The sequence below is a fragment of the Thalassospira sp. genome, assembly GCF_002709775.1.
Taxonomy (GTDB): Bacteria; Pseudomonadota; Alphaproteobacteria; order Rhodospirillales; family Thalassospiraceae; genus Thalassospira.
This window is the reverse complement of the sequence record NZ_PAQR01000026.1, coordinates 31,145-48,381: the sequence shown is the minus strand read 5'-3', so window position 1 is coordinate 48,381 and position 17,237 is coordinate 31,145. Positions and strand designations below refer to the sequence as shown.

Here is a 17,237-nt window from a genome sequence, read left to right as displayed (position 1 = left end):
TCAAACTTTTCAATCACGTAACAAGGTTCGTGAAGCCATTGGTAATCGGATAGCGACGGTCACGGCCAAAGGCACGCGGGGTAATCTTGACCCCCGGGGGCGCCTGACGGCGTTTATATTCCGCCCGATCAAGCAACCGCCAGACCCGGCGTACTGTTGCCTCGTCATGACCACTATCAACGATATCGCGTACAGACCGCTCACCTTCAATCATCTGATGAAGAATATCATCGAGAACATCATAAGGCGGCAGACTATCTTCGTCTTTCTGATCCGGGCGCAGCTCGGCAGAGGGCGGCTTGGTAATGATCCGTTCCGGGATAACCATGCCCTCCGGGCCCATCGCGCCCGTTGGTTTGTGTTCATTGCGCCAGTGGCACAGATTGAACACGGTTGTTTTATAAAGGTCTTTCAGAACTGAATAACCACCGCACATGTCACCATACAGCGTGGCATAGCCGACCGACATTTCGGACTTGTTGCCCGTGGTCAGCACCATGTAGCCAAACTTGTTTGAAAGCCCCATCAGGATGATCCCGCGCGAACGGGCCTGAATGTTTTCTTCGGTAATGTCGGCATCCCGACCTTCGAATGCGGGTGCCAGCATCTGCTCGAACGCGGCCATGGCCGGCCCGATATTGATGCTTTCAATCCCGGTCCCAAGCATCCCTGCGCAAAGCTCGGCATCCTCAAGGCTCTCGGCCGAGGTATAAGGCGACGGCATCATCACCAGACGCACGCGCGCCTCACCCAGCGCATCGACGGCAACAGCAGCCGAAAGCGCACTGTCGATCCCACCCGACATGCCGATCACGACACCGGGGAAACCGTTCTTGTTGACATAATCGCGCAGGCCCAGAACCAATGCCTGATAAATCGCATCAAGCCCGTTGGGATATTCCGCCTTTGGCGCGTCATCGCTACAATGCCATTTGCCGTTATCAGCCTTCTGCCAGGTGGTCACCACCACATCCTCGGCAAAAGCCGGAAGGGCCACCGCAAGCGATCCATCGCCATTCAGGCCAAATGATCCGCCGTCAAAGACCAACTCATCCTGACCGCCGACTTCGTTGCAATAGATCATCGGCACATGGCTTTCGCGCACACGATCTTCGATCAGCTTGCGGCGCAGCCCACTTTTATCGGCCTCAAACGGTGAGCCGTTCGGCACAAGGAATATCTCCGCCCCGGCATCCGCCAGATGGGCAACCACATGCGGCGTCCAGACATCTTCACAGATCGGCACACCAAGCTTCACACCCTTGAACGAAATCGGGGTTGGCATCGGGCCAGCAGCAAAGACGCGTTTTTCATCAAACACGCCATAGTTCGGCAGATCATTTTTGACGCGCACATCAACGATCTTGCCCTGATCAATCAGCAGGACCGCGTTATGGCGCGTGCCTTCGACTTCCCATGGCGTGGTCAACAGCAAGGCCGGACCACCATCACGTTTCGCCGTATGGTCGCAGATAAACTCCACGGCATCATGCAGATGGCGCATGAAGGCCGGCTTCATCACCAGATCTTCGGGCGGATAGCCCGAGAGAACCAGTTCGGAATACAGAACAATCTCCGCGCCCTTCTCGGCCGCAGTTTCCCAGGCAGCCACAACCTTGTCCCGGTTTCCGGTGACATCACCGACAATCGGGTTTAGCTGGGCAATCGCAATGGCAAGCTTGTTTGTCATGATGTTGGAATAGGATTGCCCCCGCGCGCTGTCAATTGCGGAATGGGCAATGCAGCCGTTTGCGGACGAATTTCCGGTAAAAAGTACGTCAGAGGCAGCGCTTAAAGTGCAAGTGCCGCGTCGATCTCATCCTGGCTCATGGTTTTGGCCGAACCGTGGATAATGCCACTCGCGACATCCATGAATTTCTGGAGCGAGGTCGTCACCGCACTTGCCGTAACGCGCAGAAGATCCTCATCACCGGTCTCGATAATGGCTTCAAGCTGCGAAACCGCGTGTCTCACGATGGTATTGAGATGCTCGATGGTTTCTTCGAACGGACGGCGGAATTTCGGCGGCACATGTTCGTAGGCCTCGATCGCCAGTTCCTTGTCGGAAAAAGCACTATCGCGAAAATGCTCCTGATAGCTTTTCGGCGCCCATTCCTTGCAGTCCTCGATCATGTCGGGCATGTCGGGCACCATTTCGAGCAACATGACGATCTCGTTGAAATGGTTCAGATAGTCGGTCGCCAAAAGCGTGGTCGAGGAAATATTGGTTCCCTCTACCTTCTTTTGCCATGCGCTGAATTCAGCGTCGTCCACCATACCCGTTGCGACCCCTCGCCCTTATTCGATTTGTCAGGAACATCCCGCAATTACCCATACTTAAGAATATTTGATGGTCATTGGTAGATGTTTTTTCGTCAAATCATACTGATTGTGTAACAAAATGCGCCAAAAGCTAATTTAGAAGGCCCTTTTGGCAAACTTGTGCCCCATAAGAAAAGGTGCCCGGCAGTTTACCGGGCACCTTTGATCATCTAATTTGCTGGACCTGTGATCAGGCAGAAGCAGCCATCTGCTCTGCCCGGACGCTGTCGCGTTCCTTTTTGATCATTTCGGCCATCAGGAAGGCAAGCTCAAGGGCCTGTCCGCCATTGAGGCGCGGGTCGCAATGAGTGTGGTAGCGATCCGAAAGCGCCTCTTCGGTGACTTCGCGGGCACCACCGATGCACTCGGTGACGTCGGTTCCGGTCATCTCGAAGTGAACGCCGCCGGCATGGGTGCCTTCGGCCTTGTGCACGTCAAAGAAGTTTTTGACCTCGGACAGGATCGCGTCGAACGGACGGGTTTTGTAACCCGTCGATGCCTTGATCGTGTTGCCATGCATCGGATCGCACGACCAGACGACCTTGCGGCCTTCGGCCTTAACCCGTTTGACCAGACGCGGCAGGTTATCAAATACCTTGTCGGCCCCCATACGCGCGATAAGGGTCAGGCGACCGGCCTCGTTTTCCGGGTTGAGGATATCGATCAGACGGATCAGGTCATCCTCATCCATGGTCGGGCCGCATTTCATGCCGATCGGGTTTTTCACCCCGCGCAGGAATTCAACATGCGCATGATCGGCCTGACGGGTACGATCACCAATCCACAGCATATGCGAAGAACAGTCATACCATTCGCCGGTCAGACTGTCCTGACGGGTGAGCGCCTGCTCATAGCCGAGCAACAATGCTTCGTGCGAGGTATAGAAATCCGTCTCGCGCAGTTGCGGCGCGCTTTCCGCCGTGATGCCACAGGCCTGCATGAAGGCGACTGCTTCATCAATCTGGGTGGTCAGCTTGCTGTAACGCTCTGCCGCCGGGCTGCCATCAACAAAGGACAGGTTCCAGCGATGGATCTTGGTCAGATCGGCAAAACCGCCCTGTGCAAAGGCACGCAGCAGGTTAAGGGTCGCAGCCGACTGGTTATAGGCGCGGATCTGGCGCTGCGGATCCGGGATACGGGCTTCTTCGGTGAACTCGATGCCATTGACCACATCACCGCGATAGCTTGGCAGTTCAACACCATTGATGGTTTCGGTGTCAGACGAGCGCGGCTTGGCAAACTGACCAGCCATTCGGCCAACCTTGACCACCGGGCAGGCCGCACCATAGGTCAGGACAACCGCCATCTGCAGCATCACCTTGAAGGTGTCGCGAATATTGTTCGGATGAAATTCCTTGAAGCTTTCAGCGCAGTCGCCGCCCTGCAGCAGGAAGGCCTTGCCTTCTGCGACTTCTCCAAGCTTTTCCTTAAGCGCACGCGCCTCGCCAGCAAACACCAAAGGAGGATAGCTGCCGAGCTCTTGCTCTACGGCCTTTAAGGCCTGTGCATCAGGATAAGATGGCACCTGTTTGATCGGCAGGTTGCGCCAGCTTTCAATGCTCCAGCTCTTGCTCATTTGCTTCCTCTCAATCCGGCATGTTCTTCATCATGCCGCCATTATATCATATATTCGGCTATGTGGCGGAATTCCGCCCGCTTGACCGGTCATTTAACCGGGCCAAACTTGATACGGGTTTTGCACACGCATTTCCACCCCTTGTCGACATGCGCAGGTGATTTTTCCGCAAATTTTTACCAAACCGTCAAAATTCGACGCAAAATTCCACCCATAACTGCCACATTATACAAGTCTGCCGTTCGATGACCGTATGGTCATACTTAATATCGCGATGCGAATCCGGCCAGTCCATTCATCAGATCATTTGCGTGGGGCAACATTTGCGGGCACACTGCGCACGCCATCACCAAAGCCCCGGAATCTCCATGCCCCTTGAAACGATTGCCATCATTGCCTGCGCCTATTTCGTCGCGGCCTTCGTCAAAGGGGCAACGGGTCTGGGGTTTTCGACATCTGCCCTGCCGATCCTTGCCCTTGGCCTTGGGCTTAAGGCCGGGATGCCGCTTGTGATCATTCCGTCACTGGTCAGCAACTCCATCATCATGGCCCAGGCAGGCCATTTTCGTGAAACCGTCAGCCGGTTCTGGCCGATGTTTCTTGCCACCATTCCCGGCATCCTGATCGGGCTTGCCGTGCTGGAACTGGTCGACAGCATTCTCGCCGGTGCAGCGCTGGGGCTGGTACTGATGAATTACGGCGCGATTACCCTGTTTCGCCATGGCAAACCGATGTCTGACAGGCTTGCCAAAGTCCTCGCCCCCGTGTCGGGCTTTGCCACCGGCCTGATCAACGGCATCACCGGATCGCAGGTTATGCCGGTCCTACCCTTCCTGCTTTCCTTGCGCCTTGACCCCAAACGCTTCCTGACGGCCATCAATATCTCGTTCAGCCTTTCAAGCATCGTGATGGCGCTTGGCTTGGCGCGGCTTGGGATGTTCACGCTTGATACGCTCTGGATCTCGCTGGCCGGGCTGGTGCCGGTCTATCTTGGCACCAAACTGGGCACGCAGGTGCGCGACCGCATGGATGCCGAAACCTTCCGCAAGGTCGTCCTGATCATGCTGATCATTTTTGGCGTCATTCTGGTCGGTAAACTGTTTACGGCAGGATGACCAGAGCCAATCGGCGCACAAGATGTCGTCTGGCACTTCAAGCTGCTTTCTGATAGCAAACCATCATGAAAACCATCGCCCACCCCGCCTTTGCAGAAACCGAAGAAAAGAAATCGCGTTTTCTGGCCGAACTCGTTTTTCATGACGATCTCGCCAACCGGATTGATGAATTGCGCGCCCTTCATCCCAAGGCCAATCACCATGTGAACGCCTATCGCTATCTTAATGACGAAGACCAGCTGATCGAGCACGGCAAGGATGACGGCGAACCATCAGGCACGTCAGGCATTCCGTGCTTAAAGGTGCTTCAGGGGCGTGATCTCATTAATGTGGCCGTCATCGTGACGCGCTATTTTGGTGGCACAAAACTGGGCACTGGCGGGTTGGTGCGCGCCTATAGCGGGGCGGCCAATGCCGTCTGTGACGTTGCCGAGATCATTGACTATATTCCGCAAGGCGAAGCCGAACTGTTTGCCGGGTTTTCCGATGCCGGAACGCTGGAACAAGCCTGCTCACAGGACGGCATCACCATTCTGGATCGTCAGTTTGATACCGATGGCACGCATATCAAGATCACCGGGCCACGCGCCGAACTGGCCGAATTGGCCGAACGGTTTCCATTGCCGGAAGCTGAGCAAGATTAAGTACGGACAAGTCCCTAGCGCTTGCGCGATGTGCTCTCGCGCTGCTGCAATTCAAACCCAACATCAATGATCTTCTGGTCAGGCATTTCGCTATCAAGCGCACTTTGAATCATGGCCACCGCATGCTTACCGATCGCATAGCGGTCTGTACGGATTGAAGTCAGGGACGGGTAGCTTGCCGCCATCATCTCAAGATCGTTAAAGCCGATAATCCCCATATCATCAGGCACAGAAATCCCCGCCTTCTGACAGCCAAACAGCGCACCAAGCGCCAAGTCATCGTTGTTGCAAAACACGGCATCAAGGTCCGGGCGACGTGCGCGCAGTTGCCCGATCAGTTCAGCACCAAGAGTGACACTGGAAGACGTCGTGGTTGTCATGATCAGGTCGGGGTCATACCGGCCCCCTGATCGCATGGCTTCCTTGAAGCCTTCCATACGGCGGTGCGAACGCGGATCCATGCGCGCGCCCAAAAACCCGATGCGTTTATAGCCCTTTTGCACCAGATGAATGCCCGCAGCACGGCCACCTTCGAAATGCGAAAAGCCGACCATCATGTCGATCGGGTCATCGCCGATTTCCATAATCTGCACCACCGGGCACGGCGCGCTTTCAAGAAGTTCGCGCGTGATTTCGGTCTGATCGGTACCGGCGATGATCATCGCCGATGGCCCCTGACCGAGGAAGGTGCGCACAAGGCGTTCTTCCTCTTTCGCGACATAGCGCGAATTACCAAGTTGCACCTGATAGACGCCCTGATCAAAGGCGTCATAAATCGCGCGAAGCGTATCGGCAAAAACGTTGTTGGTGAGTGACGGCACGATCACACCAATAATGTTGGAGCGAGTCGATGCCAGCGCGCTGGCATGGGAATGCGGCACATAATTGAGCTTTTTCACCGCGTTATCGATCTTGCGGCGCAGGTGATCGGACACCTTTGACGGATCACGCAAGGCACGTGAAACGGTGATGGTGCTGACCCCGGCCTTTTCGGCAACGTCAGAAATGGTTGGCCGCCCGGCCCCTTTGCGCTTCCTCATACCCTTACATTTATTACGTCTTTTCCGTAGCGACAAGCACCTTGTGCCTTCCTGTGAAATAGGGTGTTGACGTGATGTTAGCGCTAACATTATGTTAGCGCTAACATCATAACACAACAGGGCTGTCCAAGAGTAAAACCAAGCCCTGAAAACCAGTGAGAACGAAGAACCTTATGAACCGGCAGACCAGATATGTTGTCGTCATGGGCGTGTGCGGATCGGGCAAAACCGAAACGGCACGGCGCCTTGCAGCAGCCACGGATAATGCGTGGCTGGATGCAGACGACCATCACCCAAAGGCCAATGTTGAGCATATGAGCCGTGGGCTGCCGCTTAATGATGAAATGCGCTGGCCGTGGCTGGACGCCGTTTCCACCGCAGCCGAGCATGTTGGCCAATCCACCGATCCGACGACACCGCGCGGCAATCCGTTTCCCGGAACCGTTTTTATCGCCTGCTCGGCGCTCAAGCGTCGCTATCGCGATTATCTGCGTACGCGTCTGGGAGAGGTCAGCTTCGTTTTCCTCAATGGTCCCCGTGATTTGATATTCGAGCGCATGAACAGCCGTGCTGGCCACTTCATGCCCTCGCAACTTCTTGACAGTCAGCTTCACGATCTTGAACCGCCGGGCCCCGATGAAGACCCGCTGGCTGTCTCAATCGAAGGCCCGCTTGAAGACATCGTCCAAACCGCTGTTTCGGGTTTGAAGCAGCGTTACGCAGCATCCGATGCCAGATTGGCACCCGGCACTGACGTAAAATAATCAACCCAGGGAGAAAACAGATGAAAATGTCCTTGAAAACACTGGCTGGCGCAGCGCTTGCCATCACCATGACCACCACCGCACCCTTTGCGGCAAATGCCCAGGATTACGCGCTTAAATTCCAGTCGAGTGATCCGGCCGGCAACCCGAACTTCATCATTCAGCAGGAATGGGCAGAACGTGTTGGTACCCTGACCGGTGGCCGCATTTCGATCGAGATGCTGCCGGTAGGTTCGGTTGTCGAACACAACGAAACCCAGGATGCGATTGCCGCTGGCATTCTTGATGGTCACATCACCGACACCAGCTATTTTTCGGGCAAGGATCCGGCATTCGGCCTGATCGCGAACCCGGTTGGCGCATGGTCCGATCCGCAGGAAATGTTCCGTTTCATGGAATATGGTGGCGGTAAGGAGCTGATGAATTCGCTGGTCGAACCTTATGGCCTGCACTTCATCGGTGCGACCACCCCGGGCCTTGAAGCATTCGTTTCCGCCGTCCCGCTTGATGGCGTTGATGACCTTAAGGGTCTTAAAATGCGCGCCCCGGAAGGCATGGTGAACGAAGTGTTTGCCGCAGCCGGTGCAACCCCGGTCAACATTCCGGGCTCGGAAGTCTTTACGTCGCTCGATAAAAAAGTGATCGAGGCTGCCGACTATACCGTGTTCTCGACCAACCAGGCACAAGGCCTGCACGACATTGCCAAGCATCCGGTCTATCCGGGCTTCCATTCCATGCCGCTGGTTGAAGTTTCGATGAACAAGACCAAGTGGGACAGCATGCCGGCCGACCTTCAGGAAATCCTGACCGTTTCGGTACGCGACCTTGCACAGGATGAAGTTTCCCAGCTGGTTGCCAAGGACATGAAGGCGGTTGCCGAAGCCCGCGCCAAGGGTGACATCACCATCCACAACTGGTCGCAGGAAGAACGCAACAAGTTCCGCGCCATTGCCACCAAACAGTGGGAAAAGGCTGCTGAGCGTTCCGAGAATGCCAAAAAGGTTTATGATACCCTGATGGAATATCTGACCTCGCAGGGCATGATCTAAGACCCGAAGCACCCGATCCGGGCAAGAAACCCTGATCCCTTGCCCGGATCACGGCAGCCTGCGGGGATGACGGTTGTGCAAACTCGAATTTGTCGCCCCGATGCAATCTGGCATCTCATCACGTTTTGAGACGACGTGATTGGAACGCGGCCTCCCCCGCTGCCAGATTGCAGGCTGTTTCGGGGGTCAAGACTTACTAATTTGATTGGAATGGCAGAGTTTATGTTTGTGAAATCCAAGGAAAGACCCGCCGCGCGGGTCGGCATCCCGGGCAAGGGTTTTGACGTCGGAGTTCACAAGCAGAAACTCTGTCCTACGGATCGATCAGATTTGCACAGGCTACTTTGTCGCAAAACCTTGAAAGATCCGCATCTTCCGGCGGCTTTGCTTCGCGTATCTGCACAAATCTGATCGACCATTCAAACCAAATTAGTAAGTCCTGACCCCAGCTCCCAAGGATAATTAAAATGACCCATCCCGCGGAACAGAACGCACCGATCCTGCCAGAACCGGAAACAGCAACCGTCCCGGCGGTGTCGGGCCTTTTTGGCAAAATGGTCGATAAAACCGGCACTATCTTTGCCATCGGCTTTCTGGGCTCGATGAGTGTTCTGATCATTGAAATCGTCATGCGGCACGTCTTTGACAGCCCGACACTCTGGGCCCATGAAACCACGACCTTCCTGTGCGGGATCGGTTTTGTGTTTGGTGGCCTTTTCTGTGCATCGCGTGACAAGCATATCCGTGTGGTCATTATTTATGACATTGCCGGCCCGAAGCTGCGCCGCTTCCTTGATATTGCGATCTCGCTGATCTGTGCGGTGGCGTCGGGCTTCTTTGCCTGGGCGGCATGGCTGATGGTCGGTCGGGCTGCCTTTGCCCCGGATGGCTCCGTTCGACTTGAAACCAGCGGATCGGCATGGAACCCGCCATTTCCGTCGCTGCTTAAGATCTTTTTGCTGATCGTGATGATCGCACTCACCGTGCAGTTCATCATTCTTGCGATCAATTACATGCGCGGCCTTGGCGGCAAAGACGCCACCGAGTAACGCAGCAATCCCGAAATCATTTGAAATTCGACATGCGAACACGCGCACTCAGGAACCGGCTTGATGTTTGATTTACAGTCCCTTGGCATTGAATACGGCACGCTTGCCATGTTCGTCATGCTGCTTGGTTTTCTTATCACCGGGATGCCGCTGGCGTTTGTCACGCTGCTGATCGCACTGATTTTCACGCTGGGCTGGTTTGGCCCGATGGCCGTCCCGCTGATTACCAGCCGCGTCTATTCATTCGTTTCATCCTTTGTCTTTGTCTCGGTGCCGATGTTCGTCCTGATGGCAGCGATCCTCGATCGGTCGGGGATTGCCCGCGATCTGTTTGATGCCATGCGGCTGTTTGGCGGCAGACTTAGGGGTGGTGTTGCCGTTCAGACGATCTTTGTTGCCGTGATCCTGGCCGCCATGAGCGGCATCATCGGCGGCGAGATTGTGCTGCTTGGCCTGATCGCCCTGCCCCAGATGTTGCGTCAGGGCTATGACAAGAACCTTGCCATCGGTGTGGTTTGTGCCGGTGGGTCGCTGGGCACCATGGTGCCACCATCGATCGTTCTGATCATTTATGGTCTGACCGCCAACGTCTCGATCGGCGATCTGTTTACGTCGGCCTTTATCCCGGGCTTCATGCTGGCCGGTTTTTACGTCGCCTATATCCTGTTTCGGTCCTACACCGGCAACAATATCGCCCCGCCGCCCCAGACCGAGAAAATCCCGCACGCGGAAAAGATGCGCCTTCTCAAGGGCCTTTTCCTGCCGATTTTGGTCGTGTTCTGCGTCCTGGGATCGATCTATGGCGGGATTGCCTCCGTGACAGAGGCATCAGCCGTTGGTGTCGCAGGTGTGATCGCATCCACCATTCTGCGCCGTGAATTTTCAGTCTCAATGCTCAAAGCTGCCGCCATTCAGACGCTGTCGACCTGTGGCATGATTGTCTGGATCGGTATCGGGGCATCGGCCCTTGTTGGCGTGTTTAACCTCATGGGCGGGATCAAGTTTGTATCGGGCCTGATCACCGGCATTTCCGATGATCCGACCATCATCATCCTGTTCATGATGCTGATCCTGTTTGTGCTGGGCATGTTCCTTGATTGGGTGGGTATCGCGCTTCTGACCATGCCGATCTTTGTGCCAATCGTTAAACAGCTTGGCTTTGACCCGGTCTGGTTCGGGGTGCTGTTTGCCATGAACATGCAGGTGAGCTTCCTGTCTCCGCCATTCGGACCTGCCGCGTTTTACCTGAAGTCCGTGGCACCACCGGACATATCACTGGGCGATATTTTCAAGGCACTCCTGCCCTTCATCTGCCTGCAGATTTTGGCGGTTGCCCTGTTGATCATCTTCCCGGGCATTACCGGACGCTAACAACCGACATTGTTCAGGACGGAGCCAATCGGCTCCGTCTTTTGCGTTTTGAGGTTTGACATGAAAATCACCGCAATTGAAACCGTGCGCATTGCCGAACGCCCCAACCTGCTTTGGGTCGAAGTTCACACCGATGAGGGCATTACTGGCCTGGGCGAGACATTCTTTATGTCTGAAACCGTCGAGGCCTATTTGCATGAATATGTCGCACCGCGCGTGATCGGGCGCGATCCGCTGCAGATTGATCTGCTGTCTGCTGATCTGGTGGGCTATGTCGGTTTTCGGTCATCGGGTGCCGAGGTGCGCGGCAATTCCGCCTTTGACATCGCGCTTTGGGATATCTTTGGCAAGGCAACCAACCTTCCGATCACCCAGCTTCTGGGTGGGTTCTCGCGATCTGAAATTCGCACTTACAACACCTGTGCGGGCACCGAATACATCAAGAAGGCCACCGGCCAGACCACAGCCAATTATGACCTTAATGCCAAATCGGCCAAGGATTATGACGATCTGAACGGGTTCCTGTATCGCGCCGATGAACTTGCAGAATCCCTTCTGGCGGATGGCATCACGGCGATGAAAATCTGGCCGTTTGACATCGCAGCGGAGAAAACCCGCGGGCAATATATCTCGCTGCCGGATCTTAAATCCTGTCTCGAGCCGTTTGAGAAAATCCGCAAAGCGGTCGGTGACAAGATCGACATCATGGTCGAGTTCCATTCGATGTGGCAGCTTCTGCCCGCCCAGCAAATCGCCAAGGCACTGACGCCCTATCAGACCTTCTGGCACGAAGACCCGATCAAGATGGATAGCCTTTCAAGCCTGAAACGCTATGCCGAAGTTTCCCCCGCCCCGATCTGTGCATCGGAAACGCTGGGGTCGCGCTGGGCATTCCGTGACTTACTCGAAACCAATGCCGCCGGCGTGGTCATGCTGGACCTCAGCTGGTGCGGCGGACTTTCTGAGGCCCGCAAGATTGCGGCCATGGCAGAAGCCTGGCACCTGCCCGTCGCCCCACATGATTGCACCGGCCCTATTGTCTTGACCGCCTCCACACATCTCTCGCTGAACGCACCCAATGCAATGGTGCAGGAAAGCGTGCGCGCATTTTACAACACCTGGTATCGCGATCTGGTGACCAAACTGCCGACCGTCAAAAACGGCATGATCACCATCCCGGAAGGACCGGGTCTGGGCACCGAACTCAATCCTGACCTTGGCAAGGTATTTACGGTTTCGCGCCGAAAATCGGTCGCCGACTGACCCAAAAAGAAACGGGCGGTGCCACATGGCACCGCCCGATTACTTTCAGCTCATGCAAACAGGATCAGTCCGAAACAGGCGTTCGCATGGTGACAAATTCCTCGGCCGCTGACGGATGGACGGCGACGGTCTGATCGAATTGGGCCTTGGTCGCACCCATACGCACGGCAATGCCGATGCCCTGAATGATTTCGGCCGCATCCGGGCCGACCATATGCGCGCCAAGCACCACGTCGGTGGTTTTATCGACGATCAGCTTCATCAGCGTTTTTTCATCGCGGCCCGACAGGGTGTGGCGCATCGGTTTGAAGGTCGATTTATAGATATCGATATCCTTGCCTTTTGCGCGTGCCTCTTCCTCTGACAGGCCGACGGTACCGACCGGCGGCTGGCTAAAGACGGCGGTCGGGATGGCCTGATAGGCCATCGACCAAGGCTTGCCGCCATAGACGGTATCGGCAAATGACATGCCTTCCTTGATCGCGACCGGGGTCAGCTGGACGTGATCGCGCACGTCACCAACCGCATAGATGTTCGGAACGCTGGTCTGCAGACCGGCATTGGTCAGGATCGCGCCCTTGTCGTTTAGTTCAACACCGGCTTGTTCAAGGCCCAGACCATGGGTTTTCGGTTCACGGCCCGTGGCGAACATGATGGCATCGACTTCCTGATGACCACCACCGGTCAGCGTCAGGGTCAGCGAGCCGTCATCGTTTTTTGAAATCGCCGTGACATTGGTATGCAGGCGCAGATCAATGCCTTTTTTGACGATTTCCTCGGCCAGATGGTTGCGGATATCGTTATCAAAGCCGCGCAGGATCTGATCACCGCGATAGAACTGGGTCACGTTGGCGCCAAGACCGGCGAAGATACCGGCGAACTCGACCGCGATATAGCCACCACCGACGACCGCGATGCGTTCGGGCAGGTCTTCAAGATGGAAGGCCTGATTGGAGGAGATCGCATGTTCGATGCCCGGGATATCGGGCATGACCGGAGTGCCACCAACCGCAATCAGGATGCGCTCGGCCGTGACCGTTTTGCCGCCGACATCAAGGGTATGGGCATCCTTGAGCACCGCACGGCTTTCGAACAGTTCGACGTTTGATCCGGCCAGAAGCTTTTTATAGATGCCGTTCAGGCGATCAATCTCGGCATCCTTGTTGGCGATCAGGGTCTTCCAGCTAAAGCTGGGTTCGCCCGGAAGGGTCCAGCCATAAGCCGATGCATCTTCAAAATCCTCGGCAAAATGTGCGCCGTAGACCAGAAGCTTTTTGGGTACGCAACCCCGGATGACACAGGTACCGCCAACCTGGCTTTCTTCGGCGATGGCGACCTTTGCGCCATATCCCGATGCCACGCGCGCTGCGCGCACGCCACCCGAACCGGCACCGACAACAAACAAATCAAAATCATAGTCCGACATGCGGAAATTCCTGCTTTTTCTCAGTGAGACAACATGGCGCCAAATGTAGGGCGAAATTACCAAGAGTCGAGGTAAAACAAGGTCAATTGACCGTAAAATTTATGTGAGCAGACGCTAACATAAGGATCAAACAGGCTTTGGTGATAAAGACACCAAGGGGGAATAGCTTTTTTAAACTTTTGGGTTATATGATCAGACAGACGCGATGGGGATTGCGACAACTTTGATAGGATTTTATCCATGAACGACCATATCCACGGTCAGGATGCGTCTTTTGACAATGCACCGCGCTATGTTGACGAGCGCGGCGGGAATACGGCCCTTGTCTGTTACGGGCTGATGATCGCAACCCTGTTTACCGCATTTGCCACCGGCTTTATCGCGCTGATCGTTTCCTATATCGCGCGCGAAAACGACAATCACTGGACCAACAGCCACTACACGTTCGTGATCCGCACATTCTGGATCAGCATCCTTTATGCCATCATTCTGGGCTTCTTTACCTTTGTGATTGGCTGGATTCCGCTTCTGGGCTGGGCTGTTGTCGGCTTGATGGCGCTTTACACCACCGCCTGGTTTGTCGGACGCAATGTGATTGGTCTTCTGCGCGCGCTTAACGGACGCCCGATCGACAATCCGAAAAGCTGGTTCTTTGGCTAATTGCCCGTAAATTTGGTGCAATCGGCGGCAAATGCCTTTGTCCGATTGCACCGGACTCCCCGGCCCGTTAAAGTTGCCAAAGAACAACATCTGAAAAGAACATTCGATACGGACAGGGGTAAAAAGTGGCGTCGTCTGCACAAGGGTCTGGCGATAAAATGCGCTGGGAAGATCTTCTTTCTTCGCATCGGCTTGAATTCCGGGGTGGCAAGGTACGCCTACCCGAAGGTGCGCCTTATCCCACGCCCGACGGTCGTAGCCCGTTTCAGATCGATGTGGATCGGGTAATCTTCTCATCCTCGTTCCGGCGCCTGCAAAACAAAACGCAGGTCCATCCGCTTTCTGACAATGACCATGTCCATACCCGCCTGACCCACACGATCGAGGTCGGCTCGGTCGGGCAATCGCTTGGTCTGATGGCAGGTGCGCATATTGTCAAAAACCTGCCAAAGGGTTCAGAAACCACGGTGGCTGATATCGGCTATATGGTGCAGGCGGCCTGCCTTGCGCATGATATCGGCAACCCGCCTTTTGGGCATTCCGGCGAAGACGCGATCAATGAATGGTTCACCACATCGCGTCTGGCCAAGGATGAACTGACGTCGCGTCTTTCGGGGCCGGAACTTGAAGACCTGCGCCATTTCGAAGGCAATGCGCAGGGCTTGCGCATCATCAGCCAGCTTGAAATGAAGCGCTTTGATGGTGGGCTTAACCTGACCTATGGCACACTTGGCAGCTTCATCAAATATCCGCGCAGCACGTCCGTGCCTGACGCGCGCCGCAAGGAATATACCGGCCTTAAAAAGCCCGGATATTATCAGGCAGAGCGCGATATCGCGCAGGCGATTGCAAAGGTTTGTGGCCTGTCCCCGCTTGAGGGCTTTGACGGAGCCTGGCGGCGCCATCCGCTGGTCTATCTGGTCGAGGCGGCTGATGACATTTGTTATTCCGTTGTTGATCTGGAAGATGGCTGGGAATTGGGTTGTGTCAGTTTCGAGGAGGTCGAACGCGCGCTTGCCCCGATTGCCCGCCACCCGGAAAAATATGATGGTGACGCCGAACAGCGCTGGAACGACCTGCGCTCTGAAGGCTGGTATGCCGAAAAATCCGAAGACGACCGGATCGGGTTCCTGCGCGGCAAGGCGATTGGCAATCTGGTCAAGGCAGCTGTTGATGCCTTTATCGAGCATGAAGACGCGTTACTCGCTGGCACGATAGAAGGCGATCTTCTCGCCAACACCCCGCTTGGCCCCTATGCCAAGGCCTGCAAGAAACTGGCTGTGCAAAAGATCTATAACGCGCCGCATGTCCTGCCGATCGAGATGGCCGGGTTTGAGGTCATTAACGGCCTGCTGGACAGCTTTGTGCGTGCGGCCATCGACATCGATGAGCATAAAAATCACGGCAAACGCCTGCCGCCACAGGCCGACCGTATCGACAAGCTTTTGTCGGGCAAACTGATGGCAGCCCCCGATCTTTACAGCCGCCTGATGCGGGTAATGGATTACATTTCCGGCATGACGGACCGCTATGCGGTGACCCTGTTCAGGAAGCTTCAGGGCATTACGATCTAACAAAAAACCCGACCAGTTGGCCGGGTTTTTCGTGAAAGCCTGATCGGGCTTAGATGATGTAGTGAATGCCGCACTCGGTCTTATCCTGCCCGGCCCAGCGTCCGGCGCGGACGTCGGTCGTATTGGGATCAACACGTTCGGTGCAGGGCATGCAGCCAATCGACAGGAAGCCTTCGGCTTCAAGCGGATGACGCGGAAGCGCGCGATGCTCAAAGATGTCTTCGATATCTTCGCGCTTGTAGCCCGCCAGCGGATTGATCTTGATCCGGGTGCCAGCCGGTTCGATCACCGGCAAAGCATCACGTTCGCCACCATGAAAACGTTTGCGACCGGTCAGCCAGGCATCATACCCCTCAAGCGCACGCTGAAGCGGCTCCACCTTGCGCAGGTAGCAGCATTTCGCTGTGTCGGAGGCAAACAGCATCCCGTTGGGATCATCGGCCTTAAGCTTTTCCTCGTCCGGGCGCATGATCTTGATATTGGTCAGGCCCAGTTGATCGACGAGCTGTTCGCGATAGGTATGGGTTTCACCAAACAGCTTGCGGGTATCAAGGAAAATCACCGGCAGGTCACGGTCGACCTCCGCCACCAGTGCCAGAAGGGCTGCGGCCTCTGTCCCGAAGGACGAGGTCATGGTGATGCGGCCGTTGAATTCCTCATGCACCATCGGCTCGATCAGTGACACACCCTGAAGATGGCCATATTGATCCAGCAAACGCGCAGCACGATCCGTGGCTTCCTCGACCGACATGGAGCCGCCGGTGACGATGTCTTCTTCACGCATGACATTCATGGCAGCCACCTCCGCTGATCGATATATTCATCGGTCTTGCGCAGAAGGGTCTGCATGTCAGCCCCGTCGGCCTTCCATTTTTCCCGCTGCTTGGACAGCTCTTGCAGGCGTTTGTCCCAGCTTGGCACCAGCCATTTTTCAAGCGCGCGACGAATACGCCCGGCAAGCCGCGGGCTGTGCCCGTTGGTCGATACAGTGATCATCAGATCACCGCGCTGAATGCGCGCGGGCGAGGAAAAATCACAATATTGTTTTACGTCCTCGACATTGGCAATCGTGCCAACCGCCTTGGCGATAGAGGCAAGCTCAGCAGCCTTTTTAAGATCAATGTCGATGATAAACATGATGGAAGCAGCATTCACATCCGCCGAATTCGGCAGATAGCGCTGCAACCGGTCACCGGCCTGTTCGACCAGTTCGGGTATCGGGTCTTCGGAGTAGACGGTGACGTATTTTGCCCCATCACCGTCAAACTGGCGCAGACGGTTCAGGGTTGCCTGACCGTTGCCGACCAAAGCGACCGAAAGTCGCGTCAGGTCCAGATTGATGGGAAACATCGTCGATCCTCTAATGCGGGTTTCTCTCTATTAC

Annotated in this window: 16 protein-coding genes; 9 read left to right on the top strand and 7 right to left on the bottom strand. The window is 55.5% G+C overall.

Features of this window, described 5'->3' with window-relative positions:
- Nucleotides 1-13: 13 nt before the first annotated feature.
- The 3 genes from CMO10_RS10630 to CMO10_RS10620 all read right to left on the bottom strand — a co-directional run bounded on the left by CMO10_RS10630 (nt 14) and on the right by CMO10_RS10620 (nt 3,898).
- On the bottom strand, nt 14-1,690 hold the full coding sequence (locus tag CMO10_RS10630) for an NAD+ synthase (RefSeq protein ID WP_297021718.1): 1,677 nt from the start codon (nt 1,688-1,690) through the stop codon (nt 14-16).
- Between the two features lie 101 nt (nt 1,691-1,791).
- On the bottom strand, nt 1,792-2,277 hold the full coding sequence (locus CMO10_RS10625) for a hypothetical protein (protein ID WP_297021717.1): 486 nt from the start codon (nt 2,275-2,277) through the stop codon (nt 1,792-1,794).
- A 235-nt stretch (nt 2,278-2,512) separates the two neighbouring features.
- A complete protein-coding gene (locus CMO10_RS10620) occupies nt 2,513-3,898 on the bottom strand; it encodes a class II 3-deoxy-7-phosphoheptulonate synthase (RefSeq protein ID WP_297021715.1) in 1,386 nt (461 codons plus the stop codon).
- Nucleotides 3,899-4,266: 368 nt separating this feature from the next.
- Between CMO10_RS10620 and CMO10_RS10615 the strand changes: the two genes are divergently transcribed.
- Together CMO10_RS10615 and CMO10_RS10610 are read left to right on the top strand one after the other, a co-directional pair.
- Nucleotides 4,267-5,013 carry a sulfite exporter TauE/SafE family protein gene (locus tag CMO10_RS10615; protein ID WP_297021713.1) on the top strand — a complete coding sequence of 249 codons (747 nt, stop codon included), beginning with the start codon at nt 4,267-4,269 and terminating at the stop codon, nt 5,011-5,013.
- A 65-nt stretch (nt 5,014-5,078) separates the two neighbouring features.
- Nucleotides 5,079-5,657, top strand: coding sequence for an IMPACT family protein (locus tag CMO10_RS10610; protein ID WP_297021711.1), 579 nt, complete (start codon nt 5,079-5,081; stop codon nt 5,655-5,657).
- Nucleotides 5,658-5,671: 14 nt separating this feature from the next.
- On the opposite strand, the gene gntR is transcribed toward CMO10_RS10610, so the two are convergent.
- Nucleotides 5,672-6,697: an HTH-type transcriptional regulator GntR gene (gene gntR, locus CMO10_RS10605; protein ID WP_297021709.1), complete on the bottom strand. Its 1,026-nt coding sequence runs from the start codon at nt 6,695-6,697 to the stop codon at nt 5,672-5,674.
- Nucleotides 6,698-6,870: 173 nt separating this feature from the next.
- On the opposite strand from gntR, the gene CMO10_RS10600 reads away from it, so the two are divergent.
- From CMO10_RS10600 to CMO10_RS10580, 5 genes are all read left to right on the top strand, one after another.
- Nucleotides 6,871-7,461: a gluconokinase gene (locus CMO10_RS10600; protein ID WP_297021707.1), complete on the top strand. Its 591-nt coding sequence runs from the start codon at nt 6,871-6,873 to the stop codon at nt 7,459-7,461.
- 20 nt (nt 7,462-7,481) lie between these two features.
- On the top strand, nt 7,482-8,510 hold the full coding sequence (locus CMO10_RS10595; protein ID WP_044827569.1) for a TRAP transporter substrate-binding protein: 1,029 nt from the start codon (nt 7,482-7,484) through the stop codon (nt 8,508-8,510).
- A gap of 467 nt (nt 8,511-8,977) precedes the next feature.
- Nucleotides 8,978-9,559: a TRAP transporter small permease subunit gene (locus CMO10_RS10590; protein WP_297021701.1), complete on the top strand. Its 582-nt coding sequence runs from the start codon at nt 8,978-8,980 to the stop codon at nt 9,557-9,559.
- 63 nt (nt 9,560-9,622) lie between these two features.
- Nucleotides 9,623-10,930 carry a TRAP transporter large permease gene (locus tag CMO10_RS10585; RefSeq protein ID WP_297021700.1) on the top strand — a complete coding sequence of 436 codons (1,308 nt, stop codon included), beginning with the start codon at nt 9,623-9,625 and terminating at the stop codon, nt 10,928-10,930.
- A gap of 60 nt (nt 10,931-10,990) precedes the next feature.
- Nucleotides 10,991-12,193 (top strand): mandelate racemase/muconate lactonizing enzyme family protein, encoded by a 1,203-nt coding sequence (locus CMO10_RS10580; protein ID WP_297021698.1) that lies wholly within the window; start codon nt 10,991-10,993, stop codon nt 12,191-12,193.
- A 64-nt stretch (nt 12,194-12,257) separates the two neighbouring features.
- Here the strand turns inward: CMO10_RS10580 and gor are convergent, their stop codons facing one another.
- Entirely contained in the window at nt 12,258-13,619 is a 1,362-nt protein-coding gene (gene gor / locus CMO10_RS10575; RefSeq protein ID WP_297021696.1) for a glutathione-disulfide reductase, read from the bottom strand.
- Between the two features lie 240 nt (nt 13,620-13,859).
- Here gor and CMO10_RS10570 point away from each other — a divergent pair, with 240 nt between their 5' ends.
- Nucleotides 13,860-14,279 (top strand): DUF4870 family protein, encoded by a 420-nt coding sequence (locus CMO10_RS10570; protein ID WP_297021667.1) that lies wholly within the window; start codon nt 13,860-13,862, stop codon nt 14,277-14,279.
- Nucleotides 14,280-14,437: 158 nt separating this feature from the next.
- Nucleotides 14,438-15,853 carry a deoxyguanosinetriphosphate triphosphohydrolase gene (locus CMO10_RS10565; RefSeq protein ID WP_297021664.1) on the top strand — a complete coding sequence of 472 codons (1,416 nt, stop codon included), beginning with the start codon at nt 14,438-14,440 and terminating at the stop codon, nt 15,851-15,853.
- Nucleotides 15,854-15,902: 49 nt separating this feature from the next.
- On the opposite strand, the gene CMO10_RS10560 is transcribed toward CMO10_RS10565, so the two are convergent.
- Both CMO10_RS10560 and CMO10_RS10555 read right to left on the bottom strand, forming a co-directional pair.
- The gene (locus CMO10_RS10560; protein ID WP_082049543.1) at nt 15,903-16,646 is read right to left on the bottom strand and encodes a phosphoadenylyl-sulfate reductase; all 744 of its coding nucleotides are present in this window, start codon (nt 16,644-16,646) and stop codon (nt 15,903-15,905) included.
- On the bottom strand, nt 16,643-17,203 hold the full coding sequence (locus tag CMO10_RS10555; RefSeq protein WP_297021660.1) for a precorrin-2 dehydrogenase/sirohydrochlorin ferrochelatase family protein: 561 nt from the start codon (nt 17,201-17,203) through the stop codon (nt 16,643-16,645). The genes CMO10_RS10560 and CMO10_RS10555 overlap by 4 nt, the downstream gene beginning before the upstream one ends.
- Nucleotides 17,204-17,237: the final 34 nt, after the last annotated feature.